This is a genomic window from Corynebacterium sp. NPDC060344, from assembly GCF_042725215.1.
GTDB lineage: Bacteria > Actinomycetota > Actinomycetes > Mycobacteriales > Mycobacteriaceae > Corynebacterium.
Window position 1 is genome coordinate 272,951 of record NZ_JBHXCS010000003.1, and the last position, 23,634, is coordinate 296,584.

The 23,634-nt window shown below is 70.3% G+C and carries 17 protein-coding genes; 8 read left to right on the plus strand and 9 right to left on the minus strand.

Annotation, left to right across the window (positions count from 1 at the left end; genetic code table 11):
- Positions 1-363: 363 nt before the first annotated feature.
- Positions 364-2,757: a RecQ family ATP-dependent DNA helicase gene (locus ACFWGD_RS06165; RefSeq protein ID WP_377777713.1), complete on the minus strand. Its 2,394-nt coding sequence runs from the start codon at positions 2,755-2,757 to the stop codon at positions 364-366.
- A 404-nt stretch (positions 2,758-3,161) separates the two neighbouring features.
- Between ACFWGD_RS06165 and obgE the strand changes: the two genes are divergently transcribed.
- The 7 genes from obgE to ACFWGD_RS06200 all read left to right on the plus strand — a co-directional run bounded on the left by obgE (position 3,162) and on the right by ACFWGD_RS06200 (position 10,164).
- Positions 3,162-4,670, plus strand: coding sequence for a GTPase ObgE (obgE, locus tag ACFWGD_RS06170; RefSeq protein ID WP_377777714.1), 1,509 nt, complete (start codon positions 3,162-3,164; stop codon positions 4,668-4,670).
- Between the two features lie 49 nt (positions 4,671-4,719).
- A complete protein-coding gene (gene proB, locus ACFWGD_RS06175) occupies positions 4,720-5,847 on the plus strand; it encodes a glutamate 5-kinase (RefSeq protein WP_377777715.1) in 1,128 nt (375 codons plus the stop codon).
- Positions 5,848-5,940: 93 nt separating this feature from the next.
- Positions 5,941-6,690: a class E sortase gene (locus ACFWGD_RS06180; RefSeq protein ID WP_377777716.1), complete on the plus strand. Its 750-nt coding sequence runs from the start codon at positions 5,941-5,943 to the stop codon at positions 6,688-6,690.
- Complete coding sequence (locus ACFWGD_RS06185; RefSeq protein WP_377777717.1) at positions 6,691-6,846, plus strand: hypothetical protein; 156 nt, start codon at positions 6,691-6,693, stop codon at positions 6,844-6,846.
- Between the two features lie 143 nt (positions 6,847-6,989).
- The gene (locus ACFWGD_RS06190) at positions 6,990-8,288 is read left to right on the plus strand and encodes a glutamate-5-semialdehyde dehydrogenase (RefSeq protein ID WP_377777718.1); all 1,299 of its coding nucleotides are present in this window, start codon (positions 6,990-6,992) and stop codon (positions 8,286-8,288) included.
- 411 nt (positions 8,289-8,699) lie between these two features.
- A complete protein-coding gene (locus tag ACFWGD_RS06195) occupies positions 8,700-9,401 on the plus strand; it encodes a hypothetical protein (RefSeq protein ID WP_377777719.1) in 702 nt (233 codons plus the stop codon).
- A 91-nt stretch (positions 9,402-9,492) separates the two neighbouring features.
- Positions 9,493-10,164 carry a hypothetical protein gene (locus tag ACFWGD_RS06200; RefSeq protein WP_377777720.1) on the plus strand — a complete coding sequence of 224 codons (672 nt, stop codon included), beginning with the start codon at positions 9,493-9,495 and terminating at the stop codon, positions 10,162-10,164.
- 33 nt (positions 10,165-10,197) lie between these two features.
- Here the strand turns inward: ACFWGD_RS06200 and modB are convergent, their stop codons facing one another.
- The 7 genes from modB to ACFWGD_RS06235 all read right to left on the minus strand — a co-directional run bounded on the left by modB (position 10,198) and on the right by ACFWGD_RS06235 (position 21,628).
- The gene (modB, locus tag ACFWGD_RS06205; RefSeq protein WP_377777721.1) at positions 10,198-12,108 is read right to left on the minus strand and encodes a molybdate ABC transporter permease subunit; all 1,911 of its coding nucleotides are present in this window, start codon (positions 12,106-12,108) and stop codon (positions 10,198-10,200) included.
- The gene (gene modA, locus ACFWGD_RS06210) at positions 12,105-12,986 is read right to left on the minus strand and encodes a molybdate ABC transporter substrate-binding protein (protein WP_377777722.1); all 882 of its coding nucleotides are present in this window, start codon (positions 12,984-12,986) and stop codon (positions 12,105-12,107) included. Before modA ends, modB begins: the two co-directional genes overlap by 4 nt.
- Before the next feature lie 370 nt (positions 12,987-13,356).
- Positions 13,357-14,130: a respiratory nitrate reductase subunit gamma gene (gene narI / locus ACFWGD_RS06215; RefSeq protein WP_377777723.1), complete on the minus strand. Its 774-nt coding sequence runs from the start codon at positions 14,128-14,130 to the stop codon at positions 13,357-13,359.
- Positions 14,127-14,858 (minus strand): nitrate reductase molybdenum cofactor assembly chaperone, encoded by a 732-nt coding sequence (gene narJ / locus ACFWGD_RS06220; protein WP_377777724.1) that lies wholly within the window; start codon positions 14,856-14,858, stop codon positions 14,127-14,129. Before narJ ends, narI begins: the two co-directional genes overlap by 4 nt.
- Positions 14,859-14,863: 5 nt before the next feature.
- Positions 14,864-16,477 (minus strand): nitrate reductase subunit beta, encoded by a 1,614-nt coding sequence (gene narH / locus ACFWGD_RS06225; protein ID WP_377777725.1) that lies wholly within the window; start codon positions 16,475-16,477, stop codon positions 14,864-14,866.
- The gene (locus tag ACFWGD_RS06230) at positions 16,477-20,211 is read right to left on the minus strand and encodes a nitrate reductase subunit alpha (RefSeq protein WP_377777726.1); all 3,735 of its coding nucleotides are present in this window, start codon (positions 20,209-20,211) and stop codon (positions 16,477-16,479) included. Before ACFWGD_RS06230 ends, narH begins: the two co-directional genes overlap by 1 nt.
- A gap of 79 nt (positions 20,212-20,290) precedes the next feature.
- Positions 20,291-21,628 (minus strand): nitrate/nitrite transporter, encoded by a 1,338-nt coding sequence (locus ACFWGD_RS06235; RefSeq protein ID WP_377777727.1) that lies wholly within the window; start codon positions 21,626-21,628, stop codon positions 20,291-20,293.
- 208 nt (positions 21,629-21,836) lie between these two features.
- Between ACFWGD_RS06235 and ACFWGD_RS06240 the strand changes: the two genes are divergently transcribed.
- Positions 21,837-22,589: a molybdenum cofactor biosynthesis protein B gene (locus ACFWGD_RS06240; RefSeq protein WP_377777728.1), complete on the plus strand. Its 753-nt coding sequence runs from the start codon at positions 21,837-21,839 to the stop codon at positions 22,587-22,589.
- Between the two features lie 297 nt (positions 22,590-22,886).
- Here ACFWGD_RS06240 and ACFWGD_RS06245 read toward each other — a convergent pair whose 3' ends face one another.
- A complete protein-coding gene (locus ACFWGD_RS06245) occupies positions 22,887-23,633 on the minus strand; it encodes a molybdenum cofactor guanylyltransferase (RefSeq protein ID WP_377777729.1) in 747 nt (248 codons plus the stop codon).
- Position 23,634: the final 1 nt, after the last annotated feature.

Below are 23,634 nucleotides of genomic sequence, written 5' to 3' on the forward strand. Positions count from 1 at the left end.
GGCGTTCGGCATTTCTCGTGCCGAGAGGATGCCACTGAATTCGCCGACCTGCGGAAACGCGGTTGGCGACGCGCCGTTGGTATCTCCTCGTCACGAGCGGCGCGCGGGTGCTCTGCGGCGCGGGTGCGGCGCGTGCCGCGGTTCGGGCAGCGCGTACCGGGAGGGGCTGCATATCTGACGAGTGTGCGCTGGAGGGGCCGTACCGCACACTCGTGGGCGGAGAGTGGGCTGCACATCTGACGAGTGTGCGCTGGAGGGCGCGTACCGCACACTCGTGGGCAGGGAATGGGCTGCACATCTGACGAGATCGCGATCCGATGTGTGGATCGCGATCTCGTGTGGGGCGCCCGGTGTGGGCGCGAGTCAGCCGCGGGAGGCCAACGCCAGGGGGAGCACCTCGCGGCCGGTGGCGGAAGCCAGGGCCGCGGCGGCGAGAGTCGCGGACCAGCCGGTGTCGACGCAGTCGGTGATCAGGAGGATGGGGCCGTCGCCGAGCTCGAGCTCGGAAATCGCCGCCCAGTCCCACCGGTCGGCGAGACCCGCCACCCGGTACGCGGAGTTCTGGGCCTCCACCGCGCGGGACCCATCGCGCACGGGCAGGACACCGCCGAAGCTCATGCGGCCGATGTCCGAGACCGCGATGGCGCAGGCCACGACCATTTCATCGAGCGCCGAACCATGCTGTGCCGAGCCCGCCCCGTCTGCGTCCACGGCATCGTGGGTGACCAGGGCGACGACGGTATCGGGCCGCGAGTCCCAATCCCAGCCGGCGAGCACGTCGACGAGATCCCTCAGCACCCGATCCCGCTTCCACTCGGTCGCGTTGGGGCGCCAGGACGCCTCGGTAAGAAGGGCATTCAGCGCCGGTCCACGGGCGATGTCGTTGAGGCGGCCAATCGCCCGTCCCTCGCCGATGCCCGCGATTTTGCCCTTCAGCGGCACACGCAAGCCGGTCTGGCCCAGCGTCGCCCCGGCGCGCCCGCCACCGACACCGCCAGCACCGACGCCACCAGCACCACCTCCAGTACCGCCATCGCCGCCGGCCATCAAACGGTCGAGGCCGGTCGGCCACTGCTTCCGCGCCGGGATGCGCACGCCGGGCTCGGTCAGCCGCGCCTTGACCACGTCGTCGACCTGGGCATCCACGTCGGGGGAGAGGTGCCGGCCGGTGCAGTTGTCGCAGCGACCGCACGGCCCGGTCGCCGTCGGATCATCGAGCTGGCGGCGCAGGAACAGCATGCGGCAGGCATCCGGGTCCGGCTCACCATTGCGTGAAGACGCCGCCCCGCCACCCTCGCCCCCCTCACCTTCGGAGCGGCCGATGCCAGCACCAGCGCCACCCCCAAGTCGCTCGTAGGCGATCATGGCGTCCTGCTCGGCCTTGCGGGCCTCCGCCAATCCGCCGTAGCGGGCGGCGTCGTACTCCCAGTCCGCGCCGGTGGACACCCAGCCGCCCCGGACGCGGCGGACGGCGCCATCGACGTCGAGGACCTTCAGCACCTGGTCCAGCCGCGACCGCGACAGGTCCACGGCCGTCTCCAACCTCGCCGTCGACGCCGGCTGATCGCCGTAGGACGCCAGCTCGTCGAGCAGCGACCGCACCACGTCTTCCGCGGGAAACGACAGCGAAGCGAAGTACTCCCAGATGTCGCGGTCCTCGGCACCCGGCAGCAGCACGACCTCGGCGCGATCGGTGCCACGGCCGGCACGCCCGATCTGCTGGTAGTACGAGATCGGCGACCCCGGCGCGCCCATGTGCACCACGAAGCCCAGGTCCGGTTTGTCGAAGCCCATCCCCAGCGCCGACGTCGCCACCAGCGCCTTGACCTCGTTGCCCACCAGCGCCGCCTCCAGCCGCTCGCGCTCGGCGGCGTCGGTGCGCCCGGTGTACGCCGCGACCTCGTACCCGGCCGCCGCCAGCGCCGCCGCCAAATCCTCCGCCGCCGCCACCGTCAGGCAGTAGATGATGCCCGACCCCGGCAGCTCGCGCAGGTGCGACGCCAGCCACGCCGGCCGCTTGGTCGTATCGGGCAGCCGCACCACGTTGAGCCGCAGCGATTCCCGGTCCAGGCCGCCGCGCAGCACCCCGGTGCCATCACCGAGCTGCGACCGCACGTCCTCGACCACTCGGTCATTGGCCGTCGCCGTCGTCGCCAGCACGGGCACGCCAGGCCCCAGCCCCGCCAGCAGGTCGCGGATGCGCCGGTAATCGGGCCGGAAGTCGTGGCCCCAGTCGGAGATGCAGTGCGCCTCATCCACCACGACCATCCCCGCCGCCCGCGCCAGCGCCGGCAGCACGTCGTCGCGGAACTGCGGATTGTTCAGCCGCTCCGGCGACACCAGCAGCACGTCGACGCCACCGCCGGCCACGCGCCGTTGGATGTCGTCCCACTCCGTCATGTTCGCGCTGTTGACGGTCTCCGCCTCGATCCCGGCCCGCCGCGCCGCCGCCACCTGGTTGCGCATGAGCGCCAGCAGCGGCGAGATGATCACGCTGGCCCCGCGCCCGCGCCGCCGCAGCAGCTTTGCGGCGATGAAGTACACCGCCGACTTGCCCCAGCCCGTGCGCTGCACCACCAGCATCCGTTCGCGCCGGTTGACCAGCCCGTCGATCGCGCGCCACTGGTCGTCGCGCAACGTCGCATCCGGGCCCGCCAGCCCGCGCAGCAGCTCATCGGCTTCCTCCCGCGTCGCGGGCTCGGCGGCTCGGTCCTGCGGGGGCTCGTGGGTCGGCTCGTGCACCTGCTCGGCATCCATGCCCCCACTAAAGCACGCCCCCCGGATTCGCCCATTCGAACGCTTGGCAGGCACTTCCGCGGGCTGCTTGACGACGTCCCGGCCTCCCCGCCGCAGCGGTGTGCCCGGGCGAAGGGAGGTGGCGTGAACGTCGTAAAGCAGAGAGAGGACGGGCATGAAGGCGGCGAAAAGGGGAGGTGGGGCGGTGTGCTTCAGGTGGGCAAGTGATCTGCGTCGCAGGTCACGGGGGACGTTGCACTTCTCACGATCCCTGCCGAATCATTCGGGTTGGGCGGCGGATTGTGCGACAATCGGGGGCTATGCGGGGGTCCGATAAGTCGGACCCGGCTTTTGCGTGCCCGGAACCGGTAGCGCGCGGGCCCCACCACGGCCCCCGTCCCCAGCACCCGGAGGAATGAGGCCCCATGTCACGGTTCATCGATCGCGTCGTCCTGCACTTGCAGGCGGGCGACGGCGGCCACGGCTGCAATTCCGTGCTGCGCGAAAAGTTCAAGCCCCTCGGCGGGCCCGACGGCGGCAACGGAGGGCACGGCGGCGACATCGTGCTCGAAGTCTCGCCCCAGGTGCACACGCTGATGGACTTCCACTTCCACCCGCACATCAAGGCCGAAAAGGGACGCCCCGGCGCCGGCGATCACCGCAACGGCGCCCGCGGGCAGGACCTGGTGCTGGAGGTGCCCGAGGGCACGGTCGTCATGAGCCAGGACGGCGAAGTCCTCGCCGACCTCACCGGCAAGGGCACACGCTACGTCGCCGCCCAGGGCGGATACGGCGGCCTGGGCAACGCGGCACTGGCGTCGCGCGCCCGCAAGGCCCCTGGCTTCGCCCTGCTCGGCGAGCCCGGCGAGGAAAAGGACCTGGTCCTCGAACTGAAGTCGATGGCCGACGTCGGCCTGGTCGGCTTCCCCTCGGCCGGCAAGTCCTCGCTGGTCTCCGCGCTGTCGGCGGCGAAGCCGAAGATCGGCGACTACCCGTTCACCACGCTGCAGCCCAACCTCGGCGTGGTCAACGTCGGCCACGAGTCCTTCACCGTCGCCGACGTGCCGGGCCTGATCCCCGGCGCGTCCGAGGGCCGCGGCCTGGGCCTGGACTTCCTGCGCCACATCGAGCGCTGCGCCGTGCTGGCGCACGTGGTCGACTGCGCGACGTACGAGTCCGACCGCAACCCCGTCGACGACATCAAGGCCCTCGAGCACGAGCTGGCCAACTACCAGTCCGAGCTCGCCGGCGACGTCGGCCTCGGCGACCTGGCCGAGCGCCCGCGCGTGATCGTGCTGAACAAGCTCGACGTGCCCGAGGCCCAGGAGATGGCCGAGTTCATGCGCGAGGAGCTCGAGGAGTTCGGCTGGCCGATCTTCGGCATCTCCACCGCCACCCGCGACGGTCTGAAGGAATTGACCTACGGCCTGTCGGAGGCGGTGGCGAAGTACCGCAAGGACAACCCGGCGAAGAAGGAAGAGAAGCCGGCCGTCATCGTGCCCAAGGCCGTCGGCCGCCGCGGCCGCACGCAGGACTTCGAGATCGAGCGCGACCCGGAGGATCCGGACGGTTTCATCGTGCTGGGCCGCAAGCCCCGCCGGTGGATCCTGCAGACGGACTTCGAAAACGACGAGGCCGTCGGCTTCCTCGGCGACCGCCTGGCCAAGCTCGGCGTGGAGGACGCCCTGGCCAAGGCCGGCGCCGTGCCGGGCTGCCCGGTCACCATCGGCGAGATCACCTTCGAGTGGCAGCCGCACACCGCCGCCGGCGTCGACGACTTCGTGCCGTCCGGCCGCGGCACCGACCAGCGCCTGGAGACCACCGACCGCGTCTCCGCCGACGAGCGCAAGCGGGCCTCCCAGGCCCGCCGCGGCCTGATCGACGAGTTCGACTTCGGCGACGGAGAACAGGCCGAGCGCGAGCGTTACCAGTAGTTTTCATTTCATCCAGCAAGCCCCCGCCAACGACGAAACGAAAGGGCCCATGAACCCGCCTTACTCCAGCTCCACCCGCGACAGCATCCGCAATGCGAAGAGGATCGTGGTGAAGATCGGTTCATCCTCGCTGACCGGGCCGGACGGCCGCACCGACCCGGCGAAGATCGACGAAATCGCCGAGGCCCTGGAAAAGCGCATGGCCAAGGGCAGCGACCTGATCCTGGTGTCCTCCGGCGCCGTGGCGTCGGGCATGGGGCCGCTGGGCCTGTCGTCGCGCCCGACCGACCTGGCCACCAAGCAGGCCGCCGCGGCCGTCGGCCAGGTGCGCCTGGCGCAGGAGTGGTCGCGCTCCTTCGGCCGCTTCGGCCGCACCACCGCGCAGGTGCTGCTGACGTCGGCCGACGCCGGCGACCGCCCGCGCGCCCGCAACGCGCAGCGCACCATCGACCGCCTGCGCCAGCTCCACGCCATTCCGATCGTCAACGAGAACGACACGGTGGCCACCTCCGAGATGCGCTTCGGCGACAACGACCGCCTGGCCGCCCTGGTGTCGCACCTGGCGTTCTGCGACGCGCTGGTGCTGCTGTCCGACGTCGAGGGCCTCTTCGACCGCAACCCCTCCGAGCCGGGCGCGAAGTTCGTCCCCGAGGTGTGGAGCGGCAACGACCTCAAGGGCGTCATCGCCGGCGACGGCGGCAAGCTGGGCACCGGCGGCATGGCGTCGAAGGTCTCGGCCGCGCGCCTGGCTTCCCGCGGCGGCGTGCCGGTGCTGCTGACGTCGACGGAGAACATCGACGCCGCCCTCGACCAGGCCGACGTGGGCACCGCCTTCGCGCCGAAGGAGGACCGCCTGTCCGCGTGGCAGTTCTGGGTCCTCTACGCCGCCGACGCCTCGGGCGTGCTGCGCCTGGACGCCGGCGCCGTCACCGCCGTCACCGAGCACCGCCGCTCCCTGCTGCCGGTCGGCCTGACCAGCATCGACGGCGAGTTCTCCGCCGGTGACATCGTGGACATCGTCGGCCCCAACGGCGAAGTCGTCGGCCGCGGCGAGGTGGCCTACGACTCCGAGGAGCTCTCCGGCATGGTCGGCCGCACCACCGCCGAGCTTCCCGACGGCATGCAGAAGCCCGTCATCCACGCCGACTACCTGTCGGAGTACGCCTCCCGCGCGTAGGTCGGGCACCCCTCGAGCACCCCACCCCGGATTCCAGCCCCGCGCCGGAGTCCGGGGTTAATCATTGCCGCATGCGGCGGGCATAATCGGGGCATGGTGTCCAGGATCGCGGGAATTGTGGGGGAGCTGCTGATCACGTTCGGCGTGATCATCGCCCTGTTCGTCTTTTACCAGCTCTATTGGACGGGAGTGTCCACGGGCAAGGCGCAGGCGCAGGCGGCGGATAACCTCCGGTCGCAGTGGGTCGCCGGCGCCCCGGCCGATCCCGCGGCCCCGGCGCCGGCCCCCGAGGAGGGCCAGCCGCCGCTCGATCCCACCATCGGCGGTTACGGCGATGGCTGGGGCACCGAGGGCGCGCCGGTGGCGTTCCTCACCGCCCCGAACGCGGGCATCCAGGACTTCGTCGCCTTCGAGGGCGTCGACCTGGGCACCCTGGCCAACGGCCCCGGGCATTACCCGGGCACGGCGCTGCCGGGCCAGGTGGGCAATTCCTCCTTCGCCGCGCACCGCGACGGCAATGGCGCCCCATTCGACAACATCGATCGGCTGGGCACGTGCGACGACATCATCGTCGAAACGCAGGCGGCCATCTTCCGCTACAAGGTCCTGCCGGTCGACGGCCTGGCCGGTGCGGGCGAGGCCTTCGATTGCGTGCCGGAGGGCACGATCGTGCCGGGCGTGCCGGGCCGCCACATTGTCACCCCCGACCAGTCGCAGGTGGTCACGCCGCATGGCGAGGCCTCCATGGTCACCTTCACCACCTGCCACCCGCAGTGGTCGAACACGCACCGGCTCATCGTCCACGGCGTCCTGGCCGGCGTCGAGCCGAAGGCGGTGGCGTAGATGTACGGGCCGTTGTGGCGCGCGCTGCCGGGGCCGGCGTGGCTGAAGGCCATCATCGTGCTGGCCGTTCTGGTGGGCCTGTTCTTCCTCCTCATGAACGTCGTGTTCCCGTGGGTGGAGACGATCGTCCCCTGGACCGACGTTGCCGTGGAATAGCCCCGTCCCGGGGTGCGACCGGACGCCGACCCACCTCTTGCTTTGCGACGCTCACGCGCAGCCACACCAATGTGCGGGGACATGGGCGTCGCAAAGCCCCAGGATTTGAAGCCCACCCCGGGGGAGTCCCTACACTGGGGCCCATGACTGACGCGACCACTGACCAGACCATGACCGATGCCCGCGCCGCGGAGCGCGACGAGGTGATGGACAAGGCCCGCCGCGCCAAGGCCGTCTCCCTCGAGCTGGCGCGCTACACCTCCGAGCGCAAGAACCGCATCCTCCTCGCCGCCGCCGATGCGCTGGTGGCGCAGGCCCCGAAGATCCTCGAGGCCAACGCCGCCGACATCGACGCCGGCCGCGAGCGGGGGCTGGCGGAGTCGCTGATCGACCGCCTCAAGCTCGACGAGGATCGCATCGCCGGCATCGCCGGCGGCCTGCGCCAGGTCGCCGCGCTGCAGGACCCGGTGGGCGAGGTGCTGCGCGGCTCGACGCTGCCCAATGGCATCAAGATGTCGCAGGTCCGCGTGCCGCTGGGCGTGATGGGCATGGTCTACGAGGCCCGCCCGAACGTCACCGTCGACGCCTTCGGCCTGGCGTTGAAGTCCGGCAACGTGGCGCTGCTGCGCGGCTCGAAGTCGGCCGTCAACTCCAACACCGCCCTGGTGGAGGTGCTGCGCGGCGTGCTCGCCGAGGACGGCGCCCCCGAGGACCTGGTGCAGCTGCTGCCCTGCGAGACCCACGACTCCGTCCAGGATCTGATCACCGCCCGCGGCCTGGTCGACGTGGTCATCCCGCGTGGTGGCGCCGGCCTGATCGAGGCCGTGGTCACCCGCGCCACCGTCCCGGCCATCGAGACCGGCACCGGCAACTGCCACCTGTACATCGACGGCTCGGCCGACGTCGACGAGGCCATTGCACTGCTGATCAACGGCAAGACCCGCCGCTGCTCCGTGTGCAACGCGACCGAGGTCGTGCTGCTGGATTCGGCGCTTGGCGACGACAAGATCGCGAAGGTGCTCGACGCGCTGGTCGAGGCCGACGTGAAGGTCCACGGCGACGCCGACAACCTGCCCTGGGGCGGCGAGATCATCCCGGCGACCGACGAGGACTGGAACGACGAGTACCTGTCCTTCGACATCGCCGCGAAGGTCGTCGACGGCGTCGAGGCCGCCGCCGACCACGTCAACGTGCACGGCTCCGGCCACACCGAGGCGATCTCGGCGCAGGACTGGAAGGCGTGCGAGGCGTTCGTCGAGCGCGTCGATGCCTCGACCGTCAATGTCAACGCGTCGACCGCCTTCACCGACGGTGAGCAGTTCGGCATGGGCGCGGAGATCGGCATCTCCACGCAGAAGCTCCACGCCCGCGGCCCGATGGCGCTTCCGGAGCTGACGTCCACCAAGTGGATCTTGCGCGGCACGGGCCACACGCGGCCGTAGGGGTTCAAGGCCGAGCTCGGACCCGGGCTTGGCCCGGGCCAGGGGATGGGTCGGGCTTCGCCGGGCCCGGACCGGGATGAGCGGGCTTGGCCCGCGATGAACGGGGGGAGACCGATCGCGCCATGTGGGCGCGGTCGGTTTTTTGTTTTCGCCGTGGACTTCGTTGGGGTTCGCGGGGCGGGTTTTCTGGTCGGGTGATGTCCGTTTTCCGGATCCGCCGTGAATTTGCACATTGAGTGAAAATGTAATGTTCGTGCAGGTCGGAAGGGTGGCGGCCGGGCGGGGGTATGTGCGGGCGCAGATTCCGGTGGGGAAATTGACGAGTGTTGTTCACGGTGTGAACATCGATAACGTTCGCGGGTAACGCCGTTACCGCACATGTGAAGTCAGCCTCGCCACGGAGATTCCACGATGCCCAAGCACGCCACCGCCGCCGTCAATCGCACCGCCACCGCCACTGTCGCCGGCACCGCAACCGCCATTTCCCGACCCGTTTCCGCCGCCGGCCGCCGCAGGATCACTGCGGCGGTCGCGGCGTCCGCGTTGCTGCTCGGAGCCGTCGGCACCGCGCCCGCCGCCCTGGCGCAGGACTCTCCGGCCGTGACGGTCGGCTCCGGGGCCATCGGGGCGCCCATTCTCGGTTCGTTGGGCAGCTCGGCGTCGTCCGGAAGCTCGTCCTCGCTCGGTTCCTCCTCGCTGGGGTCCAGCGCCGTGGGCTCGCTGGGCTCCGCCGCGATTGGGTCCATCGGTTCGGCGTCCATCGGTTCCGCCGCCGTCGGTTCGCTCGGCTCGGCCGCGCTGGGCAGCTCCGACTCGGCGCCGTCGGTGCCGTCCGCCGATGATGTCCAGGATGTGCAAGCGCCCGCCGCTCCCGAAGCTCCGGTGGAGGAGGCCCCCGCCCCTGAGGCTCCGGCCGACAAGGCGCCCACGGCGGACCCGACCCACGCCGCCGTCCCGACGCACGCTCCGGCCACCCACGCCAAGCATGCCGAGCATGCCGAGGCCTCCGGCGGACTGCCCGTCACCGGCATCGACGCGGCCGTGCTCGCGGGCATCGCCGCTGCCCTGGTGGCTCTGGGCGGTCTGCTCATCGGCCGCCGCGCCCGCGCGTAAACGACCCCCACTCGACCCCCACTCGACCCCCACTCGACCCCACTCGATCTCACTCGACGTCACTCTTCGCCAAGAAAGCTCAGGAACCAGCATGACCATCACGCACTCCACCAACGCGACTTCCGCCACCTCCGCCGACCGCCGCACGGGGCGCCGAAGCGTCCGTCGCACCGTCGTGGGGGCCGCCGCCGCGACGTCGCTGATGATCGGTGCCGTTGGTGCCGCGCCCCTCGCCGTCGCGCAGGGCGGAACGACGACCCTGGGAAGTGCGACGATCGCCGGCGCAGTTCTCGGGTCGCTGGGTTCTTCTTCGCTGGGGTCGTCGTCAAGCTCGTCGTCGCTGGGCTCCAGCGCGGTGGGCTCCGTGGGCTCGGCCGCCATCGGGTCGATCGGTTCGGCGTCGATTGGCTCCGCCGCCGTCGGATCGCTGGGATCGGCCGCGCTGGGCAGCTCGGATTCGGCGCCGTCGGTGCCGTCGGCCGATGACGTCCAGGACGTGCCGGCTCCGGCCGCACCCGCCGCTCCCGAAGCCCCGGTGGAGGAGACCCCCGTCAAGGAGGCTCCGGCCGACAAGGCGCCCACGGCTGACCCGACCCACGCTGCCGCCCCGGCGCACGCTCCGGCCACCCACGCCAAGCACGCCGAGGCTTCCGGCGGTCTGCCGGTCACCGGCGTGGATGCGGGCGTGCTCGCCGGCATCGCCGGTGCGCTGCTGATCCTGGGAGGGCTGCTCGTCGGCCGCCGCGCCGTCGCCGACAAGTAGCACGGAACCGGCAAGCCCCGGCCCCAGCCACGGTCACCGCGCGGCCGGGAGCACCTGGACCTGCATGGCCTTGACGGCCGCCCGGACGGGCATGCCCTCCGCCAGCCGCAGCGTCGCCAGCGAGTGGGCGGAGATCTCGGCGATGATCACGGTCTCCCCGTCGACCGCGCCCAGTTCCACCCCGACCGATGAACCCTGGTGGTGGATGGCGCGGACGGTGCACTCGATGTCATTGCGGGCACTCGATTCCCGCGAGCCCTCACCCGCCGCATGCAGGGTGACCGACCTCGGGGAGAACAGGCCCACGACCGTGTCGCCCGAGCCAATGTCGCCGCGGGCCACGCCGGTCAGCTCGGTACCGGCGGGGGTGAGGACGGCGATGGTGGCGTCGTCAAGCACCCGTGCCGTGCCCCGCACGGCGACCAGCCCCGCGAACTGCGCCAGGAACGGCGTCGCGGGGGCGGCGAGCAGATCGGCGGGCGCCCCGGCCGCGGCGATGCGGCCGTCCTCGATGACGATGGCGTGATCGGCCAGCGTGGCCACGTCGACGGGATCGTGGGTGACCAGCAGCGTCGTGCGGCCCCGCAACCGGCGGTGCAGGACCCCTCGCAGCGCGGCGGCGGAGGCGGCGTCGAGGGCGGCGAAGGGCTCGTCGAGGAGGATCGCATCGGTGTCGGCCGCCAGCGCCCGGGCCAGCGCCACCCGCGAGGCCTGCCCGCCGGACAGTGAAGCCGGACGGCGATCCGCGAGATGGGCCACGCCGATCGCGGCCAACTCCCGACGAGCGCGGTCACGGTCGCCGCACGCGAACTCGACGTTGCCCAGCACCGTGCGATGGGGCAGCAGCGCCGGATCCTGGGTCAGCAGCACCGCGCACGCAATGCCGCCGCCGACGCTGGCCGGACCGTGCACCGGCAGCCCCGCGAGCGCGCGCACCAGCGTCGACTTGCCCGCGCCATTCGGTCCGATGACCGCGGTCGTCCGCCCCGCCGGGACCGTCGCCCGTGCATCGAGCACGCCCGGCACGGTCACGGACACAGCCAGGTCCCCACCGGCTCGCAATTGCTTGACGACGCCCACCTCCCCGCCATCCGCCCCCACCTCGACGGCGGCGGGGGAATCGGTGCCCCGGCCCCGGTGGCCCCGGCGGCCCAGCCACCACGGCACGGCGGCGCCGACGGCGACGAGCACGATGGCGATGGCCAGCAGCACCGCCGCCAGCGCCAGCGCCAGGTCGGGATCGTTCTCGCGCTCCAGATAGATGGCCAACGGCAGGGTGCGGGTGACGCCGGGCAGCGACCCCGCGAAGGTCAGCGTGGCGCCGAACTCGCCGAGCGCGCGGGCCAGCGACAACGTGGCGCCCGAGACGATCGCGGGCAGCACCATCGGCAGCGTCACGTGCCACAGGATGCGGCTGCGCGACGCCCCCAGGCCCGCCGCCGCCTCCGCATGCCGAGGATCCAACCCGCGCACCGCACCTTCGACGGCCAGCACCAGGAACGGCAGCGACACGAACACCTGCGCCAGGACGACGGCGGCGGTGGAGAATGAGAAGACCTGCGCAAGCCACGGCCACCGCGAACCGACGACGCCCGTGCGCCCGAACGCGGCGAGCAGCGCCAGGCCGCCCACGACGGGCGGCATGGTCATCGGCAGCACCACGGCGACCCGCAGCGCACCCGACCACCGGCGGGCCCGCGCCATGAGCACGGCCAGCGGAATGCCGACGGCGATCACGATCACCGCCGACACCAGGCTCGTGCGCAGTGACAATCCCAGCGCCGCAGCCCCCGCCTCGGAGGCGACGAGCTCGGGCACCCGCGCCCACGGCACCCGCATCGCCAGGGCCACGACCGGGATGACCGCGACGGCCAGCGCAATGGCGGCCGGCACGGCGATCCAGGCCGGGGGAGCGGTGCTCGTCGAGCGTGGGTGGGAGGTCATCGCGTGGCGGGTCCCTCGGCCGAGGCGGTCGCGGAGTCGGGCGCCGAGTCGGGTGCCGCGTCGGTCGTCGAGTCGGGAGCGGGGCCGAAGCCGTCGTCGGCGAGGATGTCGCGTCCCCAATCGGAGAGCACCGCCCGGATCCACGTTTCGGCGTCGGAGAATCGTTGGCCGTCCTCGCCGGCATTGGCGGTCACGGCGATGGGGTAGTCGTTGACGGACTCGCCGGCGCCGTCGATGTCGATGGCCTCCACGCCCGTCGCCGCCGCGGCATCGGTGCGGTAGACGATGCCCGCGTCGGCCTGCCCCGACTCGACTTTGCCGCGCACGTCGGAGACCTTGGATTCCTCCGACACCGGGGAATTCTCGGCGCCCGTGGCGTCCACGATTGTCTGCGTGGCGGCGCCGCACGGGACTTCGGGGGCGCAGATGACCAGGGTGGCGTCGTCAAGCGAATCGTCCAGGCCCGTGACCCCGGCGGGGTTGCCCTCCGGCACGATCAGCGTGAGGGTGTTGGTGGCGAAAGTCTGCGGTGCGCGCACGGCACCCGCCTCCTCCGCGCGGCCCATCGTGCGCAGGTCGGCGGTGGCCAGGACGTCCGCGGGCGCGCCCGCCTGGAGCTGGTCGACCAGGTTCTGCGAGCCGTCGAAGGAGAACACCACATCGATGTCGGGGTTGTCCTCCTCGAAGCGCGCCTCGATCTGCTCGAACGTCTTTTGCAGCGACGCCGCCGCGAACACGGTCAGCGTCCGCCGCTCGCCGTCGCCGCCATCCGTGCCGCCCGTGCATCCGGCCAGCCCCGTCAGCGCCAGCGCACCGACCAGGGCGGTGACACCGACGAGCGTCCTGCGCTTGGTGGCTTTACGACGGCCAATGCTCACCGCAGTTCCCTCGCTTCTCCGTGGTTCTCGATAGTTGGTTCAACGTTAGCGTCGGCGGGCGTCCATGAGCGGCGACCGAGTGGGGCGCGGTCGGGTGCTCCCACGCCGTTTCGGAGGCCGCCCCATCATCGTTCGTGCCAAGGAGATGCCAACGCGGCGTCGATAAGCGCATCCGCCCAGGTGGCGAAAACCGGTGGCATCTCCTCGGCACGAAAGCGCGGAACACCCCGCGGCGTGGTGGCCGCGGGGTGCGATTCGCAGGTCACAGCGGCGGGTGCGGCGGGTGCGGCGGGTGCGGCGGATGTGGAGGCGGTGGGCGTCGCCAAGCACAGGCGCCCGGGAGCCGCCCAACCCGCACCAACCCGCACGGCTACGCGCCGCTGGACCTCGCCTGGCCCTTCTCCGGATCACGCGTGGACACGGGGTCCCAGCCGCCGGAGTGCTTCGTCGTCGTCCGCGGCGTCCGCGACCGGTACACGACGTACGGGCGGTTGACGTAGCCCACCGGGGCGCTGAGCGCGTGGATCAGGCGCGTGAACGGCCACACCGCGAACAGCAGGAACCCCGAAATGATGTGCAGCTTGAACGACAGCGGCACGTCGACCATCAGCTCCGGCTGCGGGCTGAACAGGAACAGGCTGCGCAGCCACGGGGAAATGGTCTCGCGGTAGTCGTAGCCGTGGGCGTCGCCGAGCAGCTGGTTGAGCACGGTCGCCGTGGTGCCCAGCGCGATCGGGATGGCGAGCATGACGTACATGAACTTGTCGTTGGGCGTCGTCGCCCGGAACACGGACTTGTCGGTGCGCCGGCGCCACAGCAGCCCGAGCAGGCCGAGCACCGTCACGATCGCCGCGACCATGCCGCCGATCGACGCCACCAGGTGGTAGACGTCCTGCGGGATGCCGGCGGCCTCCGTCCACGACTTGGGGATGATCAACCCCATGAAATGGCCGATCGCCACGGCGAGGATGCCGTAGTGGAACATCGGCGATGCGTACTTCAGCAGCCGATTGCCCAGGAACTGCGACGACCGGGTGGTCCAGCGGTACTGGTCGACGCGGAAGCGCCAGATGGTGCCGACCAGGAAGATCGCGATGCACAACCACGGCAGGGCGATCCAGAGGATGTAGTCGAAGGTGGTCATGATCTCGTCTCCTGATTGCTGACGGGAAAGGGGAGCTCCAGGGTGCCCACCAGCTCGGCGGGCGGGCCGGCGGTGACCAGTTTGAGGTACCGGTCGCGGGTGTCGTCGTCGAGCGGCGGCAGGGCGGTGACCAGGGCGTCGATGAGCCCGGCGTAGGCGCTGCCGCGGCCGGCGAGGGCGTGACGCAGCACTTCGATGCCGTCGCGGTGGGTGGCCAGCACGTCGGCGGCGATGGCGTCGCCGGCGTCGGGGGTGCCGGGTTCCAGCGCCGCGGCCTCGCACACGACGCAGAGGTGGTCGGGCAGTTCGTCCCGGTCCTGCTCGAGGCCGACGGCGGCGAGCATCTCGCGGAAGCTCAGCAGCGCGACGCCGCGTTGCCGGGTGTCGCCGGTGGCGTAGTACGACAGGTAGAGGTTGCAGCGGCGCTTCTGGTCGAAGGTGTCCACGTAGTGCTCTTCCAGGGCCCGCTTGCCGACGTCGCGCGCGTGCGCCACGAACCGTTCGAGCGGGCCCGCGGCCTCGGGCGGAAGCGCCGGCAGCGACTGCGCGACCGCCTCCCAGCGGACTTCGGCGTCGTCGCCGGGGTAGTCGAGCAGCGTGGACACGGCCATGAGCACGGTGCGCCGCTGCTCATCGGACATGGGGACGTGGGTGGGTTCGGCCACGTCGGCGCCGCGGGCGGATTCCGCCGCGCGCCGCGCCGGGCGGCCCAGGAAGTTCAATGCCATCGCCATCACCTGTTCGGGAACATGGAGTCGGGGCGTTCGCCCGGGCTCCACGAGGCCAGGGGCACGCGGCCGGATCCCGCGGCGACGTCGCGGACGGGCACGCCGTGGAATTCGGCGGCGAGCTCCTCGGCCGACATGTTCGGGTCGTGCATGCCGGGCCCGCCGAAGTCGTCGAGCGAGCAGCCCATCGCGGCGATGCCCTCCGGGGTGGCGGCGGATTCGGAATGGGCGGTGGGGATGACATAGCGCTCGTCGTATTTGGCGATGGCCAGCAGCCGGTACATGTCCTCGATCTCCTGGCCGTCCATGCCCACCGCCGCCGCGATCTCCGGGTCGGGTTCGCGGCCGTTGCGCACGTCGCGCATGAACGAGCGCATGGCCGCGAGCTTGCGCAGCACCTTCTCCACCACGGCGCTGTCGCCGGCGGTGAACAGCTCCGCCAGGTACTCCAGCGGGATGCGCATGGTGGAAATGGCGGTGTAGAGCATCCGGTGCTCCTCGCCATCGGCGCCCGACGCGGTGACGGCGTCGACCACCGGCGACAGCGGCGGGATGTACCAGACCATCGGCAGCGTCCGGTACTCCGGGTGAATGGGCAGCGCGACCTTGTACACGCTGATCAGCTTCCAGATCGGCGACTCCTGCGCCGCCTTGATCCACGACTCCGGGATGCCGCCGGCCCGCGCCCCGGCGATGACCTCCGGGTCATTGGGGTCGAGGAGGATGGAGCGCTGGGCCTCGTAGAGGTCCTGGTCGTTCTCGGTTGCCGCCACCTCGCCGACGCGGTCGGCGTCGTAAAGCAAAACGCCCAGGTAGCGGAGCCTGCCGACGCAGGTCTCGGAGCACACCGTCGGCTCGCCGACCTCGAGGCGCGGGTAGCACAGCGTGCACTTCTCGGCCTTGCCGGTGTGGTGGTTGAAGTAGACCTTCTTGTAGGGGCAGCCGGAGATGCACATGCGCCAACCGCGGCACCGGTCCTGGTCGACCAGCACGATGCCGTCCTCGGAACGCTTGTACATCGCACCCGACGGGCACGACGCCACGCACGTCGGATTGAGGCAGTGCTCGCAGATGCGCGGCAGGTAGAACATGAAGGACTGCTCGATTTCGTGGCGGACCTTCTCGTTCATCGACTTGAGGATCGGGTCGTCGTCGAGGATCTCCTGCGAACCGCCCAAGTCATCGTCCCAGTTCGACGACCACTCGATGGTGTCGATCGGCTGGCCCGACAACTGCGACACCGGCCGCGCGGTGGGCACGTGCTTCGAATCCTTCGGGGCCGACAAAAGCTTGTCGTACTCGTACGTCCACGGCTCGTAGTAGTCCGTCATCTCCGGCATGTCCGGGTTGGAGAAGATGGTGGCCAGCTTCTTCAGCCGGCCGCCGGCGCGGGGCACGACCTTGCCGTTGGCCTTGCGCACCCACCCGCCCTTCCACTTCTCCTGGTCCTCCCACTGCTTGGGGTACCCGACGCCGGGGCGCGTCTCCACGTTGTTGAACCAGACGTACTCGGTGCCCTCGCGGTTCGTCCACGTCTGCTTGCACGTGACGGAACAGGTGTGGCAGCCGATGCACTTGTCCAGGTTCATGACCATGGACAGCTGGGCCATGACCTTCATCAGAACTCAACCTCCTGGGAGCGGCGGCGGATCACGGTGACCTCGTCGCGCTGGTTGCCGGTCGGGCCGGTGTAATTGAATGCGTAGGAATGCTGGGCGTAGCCGCCGATGAGGTGGGACGGCTTGATCAGGATGCGCGTCAGCGAATTGTGGATGCCGCCGCGCTTGCCGGACGTCTCCGCCACCGGCACGCCGACGGTGCGTTCCTGGGCGTGGTGCATGTACACGGTGCCCTCGGGGATGCGGTGCGAGACGATCGCGCGGGCGGCGATGACGCCGTTGCGGTTGTAGCCCTCGATCCATTCGTTGTCGGACACGCCGATTTTCTCGGCGTCGGCGGGGGACATCCAGACGACCTGGCCGCCGCGGGAGAGCGCGAGCATGTGCAGGTTGTCGAAGTACTGCGAGTGGATGGCCCACTTGTTGTGCGGCGTCAGGTACCGCACGGCGACCTCGGTCTGACCGGCGCCGTTGACGCTGACGGTGCCGGGGGCGGCCTCGCCGAAGAGGTGGTGCAGGTCGAGCGGGGGACGGAACACCGGCAGCGCTTCGCCGATGTCGCGCATCCAGTCGTGGTCGAGGTAGTAGTGCTGGCGGCCCGTGAGCGTGTGGAACGGCTTGAGCCGCTCGACGTTGATCACGAACGCCGAGTACCGGCGGCCGCCGTGCTCCGAGCCCGACCATTCCGGCGAGGTGATCACCGGCACGGGGCGGGAGGAGACGTCGGCGAAGGTGATGCGCTTGCCGGCTTCCTCGGACGACAAGTCGGCCAGTTCGACGCCGGTGCGCTTTTCCTGGTGCTTGAAGCCCTCGGTGGCCAGGCGGCCGTTGGTGGTGCCGGACAGTCGCAGCACCATTTCGGCGGCGCGGACGTCGGTATCCACGCGCGGGCGGCCCTTCGCCGCGCCGTCGCGGGCGACGCCGTTGGTCTGCGCCAGCTCACCGATTTCGCGGGTGGGGTCGAACGCGACGCCCTTGGTGGCCATGCCGGCCTTCTCCGGCAGGGGGCCGATGGCGTTGAACTTGTCCAGGACCGCGGCGTAGTCGCGCTCCACCGGGATCAGCTTGGGCATGGTCACGCCCGGGATCTTCGGGGTGTCGGACCAGGGCTTGACGACGCCGTGGGGCGTCGCCATCTGGTCCGGCGAATCATGCGACAGCGGGGCCGCGATGACGTCGGTCTGCGTGCCCAGGTGCGTGCGCGCCATGTCGGAGAACCGTGCGGCGAGGTCCTGGAAGACCTGGAAGTCCGAGCGGGCCTCCCACGGCGGGTCGATGGCCGCGTTGAAGGCGTGGACGTAGGGGTGCATGTCCGTCGACGACAGGTCGTTCTTCTCGTACCAGGTCGCCGCGGGCAGGACGATGTCCGAGTGCAGGGTCGTCGACGTGTTGCGGAAGTCCGCGGTCCACATCAGGTCGACCTTGCCCACGGCGGCCTCGTCGCGCCACTCCATCTCCGACGGGCGGCGGTCGGCGGGGACCTCCTTGCCCTGCACGGCGTTATCGCAGCCGAGCATGTGGCGGTAGAAGTACTCGGTGCCCTTGGCCGACGAGCCCAGCAGGTTGGTGCGCCAGTTGGCCAGCACGCGCGGGTAGTTCTCCGGGTTGCCGGGGTCCTCGATGGCGAACCGGAGGCGGCCCTCCTCGAGTTCCTTGACTATGTAGTCCTTCGGCTCCATCCCGGCGTCCGCCGCCTCCTGGCCCAGGGCCAGCGGGTTGCGGTCGAAGGTGGGGTAGGAGGGCATCCAGCCGCGGCGGGTGGCCTCGACCAGGGTGTCGGCGGTGGTCTTGCCGGCGAACGACCCCTCCTGCAGCGGGGAGGCCAGGCGCTCGGCCTCGGTGCCGTCGTAGCGCCACTGCTCCGTGGTGGAGTACCAGAAGCCGGTGGAGATCATCTGGCGCGGCGGGCGCTGCCAGTCCAGCGCGAAGGCGTACTGCGCCCAGCCGGTGATCGGGCGGACCTTCTCCTGGCCGACGTAGTGCGCCCAACCGCCGCCGTTGACGCCCTGGCAGCCGGTCATCGTGGTCAGCGCCAGGAAGGTCCGGTAGATGGTGTCCGAGTGGTAGTAGTGGTTCGTTCCCGCGCCCATGACGATCATGGACTTGCCCTTGGTCTCGATGGCATTGCGGGCGAACTCGCGGCCGATGCGGATCGCCGCATTGGCGGGCACGCCGGTGTGCTCTTCCTGCCACGCCGGGGTGCCCGGGGTGGAGGCGTCGTCGTAATCGGCGGGCCACTCGCCGGGCAGACCGTCGCGGGCCACGGCGTAACGGGCGAGCATCAGGTCGAAGACCGTGGTCACCAGGTCATCGCCGAGCCGGAACGCCGGCACGCCGCGCGAGACCACGCCCGCGCCGACCGGGCCTTCCGGCGTCGACTCGCCGGGTAGGTCGAAGCGGGGCAGCAAGACCTCCACCGCTTCGGCGCCCTCCTTGCCCATGGCGGACATCGCCGGCGAACAGTCGTCGAGGCGCAGATTCCACTTGCCCTCGCCCGCATCGCCCCACCGGTCGGCCATCGTGCCGCCCGGGTCCTTCACCGAGCCGTCTTCGTCGAGGACGAGCGGACGGAATTCCGCGTTCGCGGCGTCGTGAAGCGGATGATCCTGGGGAAGATCCGACGCCGTGACGAACTTGCCCGGCACATACGCCCCGTCGCGCGCGGACAGCCGCACCAGGAAGGGCGAATCCGTGTAGCGCTTCATGTACTCCAGGAACCGCGGCGTCTGCTCGCCGAGGTGGAACTCCTTGAGAATGACGTGGCCCATCGCCAGCGCCAGCGCGCCGTCCGTGCCCGGGTGAACGCGCAGCCACTCGTCGGCGAACTTCGTGTTGTCCGCGTAATCCGGCGACACCGCGACGACCTTCTGGCCGTGGTAGCGGGCCTCGGTCATGAAGTGGGCGTCCGGCGTGCGGGTCAGCGGGATGTTCGAGCCCCACATGATCAGGTAGCCCGAGTTGAACCAGTCCGCCGACTCCGGGACGTCGGTCTGGTCGCCGAAGACCTGGGGGCTGGCCATCGGCAGGTCCGCGTACCAGTCGTAGAACGACAGCATCGCGCCGCCGACCAGCTGGTAGAAGCGCGAACCGGCACCGTAGGACAGCATCGACATCGCCGGGATGACCGTGAAGCCGGCCAGGCGGTCCGGGCCGAAGCGCTTGACCGTGTACACGTGGGCCGCGGCGACGATCTCCATCGCCTCATCCCACGTCGTGCGCACCAGGCCGCCCTTGCCGCGGGCCTCCTTGTAGGCGCGGGAGCGCTCCGGGTCCTCCACGATGTCGCGCCACGCCAGCACCGGGTCCTTCAGCCGGCCCTTCGCCTCGCGCCAGTAATCCAGCAGCGTGCCGCGGATGTACGGGAAGCGGATGCGGGTGGGCGAGTACGTGTACCAGGAAAACGCCGCGCCGCGCGGGCAGCCGCGGGGCTCGTACTCCGGCATGTCCGCGCCGATGGTGGGGTAGTCGGTTTCCTGGGTTTCCCAGGTGATCACGCCATCCTTGACGTAGACCTTCCACGAGCACGAGCCCGTGCAGTTGACGCCGTGGGTGGAGCGGACGACCTTGTCGTGGCTCCAGCGCTGTCGGTAGAAGCGGTCCGCGTCGCGGCCGCCCTTGAGGAACATCTGCCGCGAGTCCTCGCTCACGGTGCCCCGGCGGAGTTGCCCGCCGAGCTTGAACAGGGGATTCGAAGAGCCGGAGCCGGAGCCCGGGCGGGTGTCGGTGGTGGTCATTGGAGACTCCTCGTCGGGTGGGATTCGGGAGCGGTCGTCTGGGTGAGGGGCATGGGGGCCGTGCAAACGGGGATCACCGTCAGCCCGGGAAGGGGGCGTTCGGGCGGGCGTAGTAGATCCAGGTCAGCGCCGTGGCGATGGCGAAGAACACCGCGCAGCCGATGAAGAAGACCTGCGGGTCCAGGGCCGACAGGAGCATGCCGACGATGAACGGGCCGAAAGCGGCGATCGCGGCGGTCCAGCCGATGACGCCGCCGGCCTGGCGGGGGCCGAGGATCATGGGCATCTGCTTGAACGTGCCGGCGTTGCCCAGGCCGGAGAAGAAGAAGACCGTCATCATCGCGGCGAAGAACCACCAGAACTGGCCCGGCTCGGTCGGGTTGACCAGGAAGGACACCACGACGGTGAAGATGGTCATGCCGACGCCGCAGACGAACGTCCAGATCGCCCCGCCGAAGCGGTCGCACAGCGGGCCCCACAGGGCGCGGACGCCGGCGCCGATCATCGGGCCGAGGAAGGCCAGTGCAGCGCCCTTCGGCAGCGTCTCGGGGTCGTAGCCCTGGGCGACGAAGTCGGAGCCCTTGCCGAAGACGTTGTTGACCAGCAGCGCGTACTGGGCGGCGAAGCCGGAGAACGCGCCGAAGGTCATGATGTAGATGACGGTGAGGATCCACGTGTTCTTGTTGCCGAAGATGTCCAGCTGCTGGCGGAAGTTCGCCTTCACCGGCACGTCCTTGAGCAGGGTGAACGCCAGGATCGCGGCGACGATGGCCCAGGGCACGAAGAACCAGGCGACGTTGTGCACCCACAGGTCGCCTTCGTTGGTGGTGTCGCGCTGCGGGGCGACGAAACCGATGCCCAGCAGGGTGAAGCCCATCAGCCAGGGGGCGATGAGCTGGATCAGGGACATGCCGAAGTTGCCGACGCCCGCCTGCAGGCCCAGGGCCGTGCCCGACATGCGCTTGGGGAAGAAGTAGCCGGTCGACGGCATGTAGCCGGAGAAGCAGCCGCCGCCGATGCCGGTCATCAGCGCCAGCACGACGAGCCACCAGTACGGGGTCGACGGGTCCGTGACGGCGAAGCCCCAGCCGAGCATGGGCACCGCGAGCAGCAGCGAGGTGATGCCGACGAGCTTGCGGGTGCCCAGGACGGGCGGCAGGAACATGTAGATCAGGCGGATCGCACCGCCGGACAGGCCTGGCAGCGCGGCGAGCCAGTAGAGCTGGCCTGCCGACAGGTCGAATCCGATGTCGTTGAGCTTGGGGGCGATGGCGGAGACCAGGAACCAGACCGCGAAGGCCAGGATCATGGAGAACGTGGTGATGCTCAGGGTCCGCCAGGCAATGGCCTTGTCCCAGTGTTGTTCGTCCTCGGGGTTCCAGCCTTGCAGCACCCGGCCGGAGGTGTCGATGGACATGCGGGCCTCATTTCCGTGTAAACGCATGTGACGGTGTAAACGGAGATAACCGGCACTCGCGACGACCGGCGCCTCCGAAGGTTCCGAGTAAAAGCACTCCTAAATATCGTAACCTGAATGCGTAAAATGGTCTACCGTAAATCCGCAGGTTAGGGCATGTTTATCGCAACACTCATGTTGCTGAATTGAAGGGACGTATGATCGAACCATGACCGATAAGGACGCTGAAATGACGGTGCGGGAGTCCTCTGATGGCAACGGTGTTAACCGCCGGGGCGGCGCCGTAACGCAGGAATCGGGCGTATCCGGGGGCGTCACCGGTGATCTGCATATGGCCGAGAATTCCGGCGCTGATGCACACGCCGAGGGGGCCGTCGCCGGTGATGTGGGTGGGGCGGGGGACGGGGTCGTCGCCGGTGATGTGCATGTGGCGGGGGCCGGGGTCGTCGAAAAGCAGCTCGCCCCCATGGTCGGTGAGGTGCCCGGAGTCGTGATCACCGTCAGCGACCGCTGCGCAGCCGGTACCCGCCCCGACAAATCCGGGCCGCGCGCGGTCGAGGCGCTCGCCGGGCATGGCGTCGTGTGCCCGGAGCCGGTCGTCGTCACCGACGACGTCCCCGAAGTCGCCGCCGCCATCCGCGCGGCCCTCGACGGTGGCGCGCGCCTGGTGTTCACGACCGGCGGCACCGGCGTCACGCCCCGCGACAACACTCCCGAGGCGACGGCGCCGTTCGTGGCGACGCGGCTGCCAGGGCTGGAAACGCAGATTCTCCAGCACGGGCTGGCCAAGACGCCGCTGGCCGGACTGTCGCGCGGGATCGTCGGCGTGACCGGGCGTGGGGCGGATGCCGCGGTGATCGTCAATGCGCCGGGCAGTACCGGCGGGGTTCGTGACGCCATCGAGGTCATCGGCCCGCTGATGCCGCACTTGCTCGAGCAGCTCGGCGGCGGCGACCACTAGATTCGCGCGTCGGCGGCGATTACCAGGTTCGCGCCGGCGGCGGGGGCATCTGCCTCGATCGGTGGCCATCGAGGTGGTGTGTTGGGCGCCGACTCGGAGGCGCCCTGACCCGGAGCGGCGAGCATGCCGGCCGGTCAAGTCACACCAGTCACAGCGTTGGCCGTTTGCGTTCATTTCGTAGGATTCGCGCGCCGTTTTCCCTGGTGTTTTGCGGGCTCGAGCCTACGAAAAGAACGCAACTCAGAAATTTGGGGCTGGTGTGACTGGGATGGGGACGGCGCCGAGTCTGAGATTCCGTCACCGTGACGTTTCCGGGGTATCCGGGGACATTCCTTCGAGCGTGGCGACGTCGTCCGGGGTGTCGGCGTCCATGACCCATTCGGGCACGTCGACGCCGGTGAGGGGGAGTCCGCCGAGCAATGCGCGCACCGATCGGTCGCGGACGCCGCCGTCGGAATCGAGGCGGTCGATTGCTGCGCCGAGGGCCCCGGCTTCGACGACGCACAGCAGACGCTGGAGCCGGCCGTCCGGGGTGATCGCCACCGCGCCGGCGGACGTGATGTTGCCGGAGTGCGCGGCGGACGTGGTCACGCCGGAGTGGGCTGCTGATGAGGTCTCGCTGGAGTGCGCGGCGGTGAGCCGGGGGAGGACTCGAGGGGCGAACGGCGCATCGCAGGCGAGGATCGCGACGAGACGAGGGGCCGATCGCACCTCAGCGCTTGTACCAGTGGCGTGGCCGGCAGCCGATCCCGCGGAGTGCCCACCGTTGACACCCGCCGCATACCCTGCGGCGATACCGGCGGCGGGGCCTCCCAGCGGCGGATCCTCGCGGACGAGCGTCACGCGCCGCGAGACACCGACATCGAGGTCAGGCGGCCCGACGACGATGGCGGGCACGCCCTGCGCTGCGAGTTCGCCCAGCACGTGGTCGATCATGCGGCGACCAGCGACGACGACGTCGGGTTTCGACGCCTCTCCCATCCGCCGGCCGGTTCCGCCGGCCAGCACTATGGCGAACGCGATCCGCGCCTCCCCTCGCCCCATC

What these genes read in the sequence shown, in the direction of transcription:
- narJ (WP_377777724.1), bottom strand. Translation starts at nt 14,858, where the DNA reads ATGGCATTGAACTTCCTGGGCCGCCCGGCGCGGCGCGCGGCGGAATCC.
- narI (WP_377777723.1), bottom strand. Translation starts at nt 14,130, where the DNA reads ATGACCACCTTCGACTACATCCTCTGGATCGCCCTGCCGTGGTTGTGC.
- modB (WP_377777721.1), bottom strand. Translation starts at nt 12,108, where the DNA reads ATGACCTCCCACCCACGCTCGACGAGCACCGCTCCCCCGGCCTGGATC.
- narH (WP_377777725.1), bottom strand. Translation starts at nt 16,477, where the DNA reads ATGAAGGTCATGGCCCAGCTGTCCATGGTCATGAACCTGGACAAGTGC.
- obgE (WP_377777714.1), top strand. Translation starts at nt 3,162, where the DNA reads ATGTCACGGTTCATCGATCGCGTCGTCCTGCACTTGCAGGCGGGCGAC.
- ACFWGD_RS06230 (WP_377777726.1), bottom strand. Translation starts at nt 20,211, where the DNA reads ATGACCACCACCGACACCCGCCCGGGCTCCGGCTCCGGCTCTTCGAAT.
- ACFWGD_RS06185 (WP_377777717.1), top strand. Translation starts at nt 6,691, where the DNA reads ATGTACGGGCCGTTGTGGCGCGCGCTGCCGGGGCCGGCGTGGCTGAAG.
- ACFWGD_RS06165 (WP_377777713.1), bottom strand. Translation starts at nt 2,757, where the DNA reads ATGGATGCCGAGCAGGTGCACGAGCCGACCCACGAGCCCCCGCAGGAC.
- ACFWGD_RS06235 (WP_377777727.1), bottom strand. Translation starts at nt 21,628, where the DNA reads ATGTCCATCGACACCTCCGGCCGGGTGCTGCAAGGCTGGAACCCCGAG.
- proB (WP_377777715.1), top strand. Translation starts at nt 4,720, where the DNA reads ATGAACCCGCCTTACTCCAGCTCCACCCGCGACAGCATCCGCAATGCG.
- ACFWGD_RS06180 (WP_377777716.1), top strand. Translation starts at nt 5,941, where the DNA reads ATGGTGTCCAGGATCGCGGGAATTGTGGGGGAGCTGCTGATCACGTTC.
- ACFWGD_RS06245 (WP_377777729.1), bottom strand. Translation starts at nt 23,633, where the DNA reads ATGGGGCGAGGGGAGGCGCGGATCGCGTTCGCCATAGTGCTGGCCGGC.
- ACFWGD_RS06200 (WP_377777720.1), top strand. Translation starts at nt 9,493, where the DNA reads ATGACCATCACGCACTCCACCAACGCGACTTCCGCCACCTCCGCCGAC.
- ACFWGD_RS06190 (WP_377777718.1), top strand. Translation starts at nt 6,990, where the DNA reads ATGACTGACGCGACCACTGACCAGACCATGACCGATGCCCGCGCCGCG.
- ACFWGD_RS06195 (WP_377777719.1), top strand. Translation starts at nt 8,700, where the DNA reads ATGCCCAAGCACGCCACCGCCGCCGTCAATCGCACCGCCACCGCCACT.
- ACFWGD_RS06240 (WP_377777728.1), top strand. Translation starts at nt 21,837, where the DNA reads ATGACCGATAAGGACGCTGAAATGACGGTGCGGGAGTCCTCTGATGGC.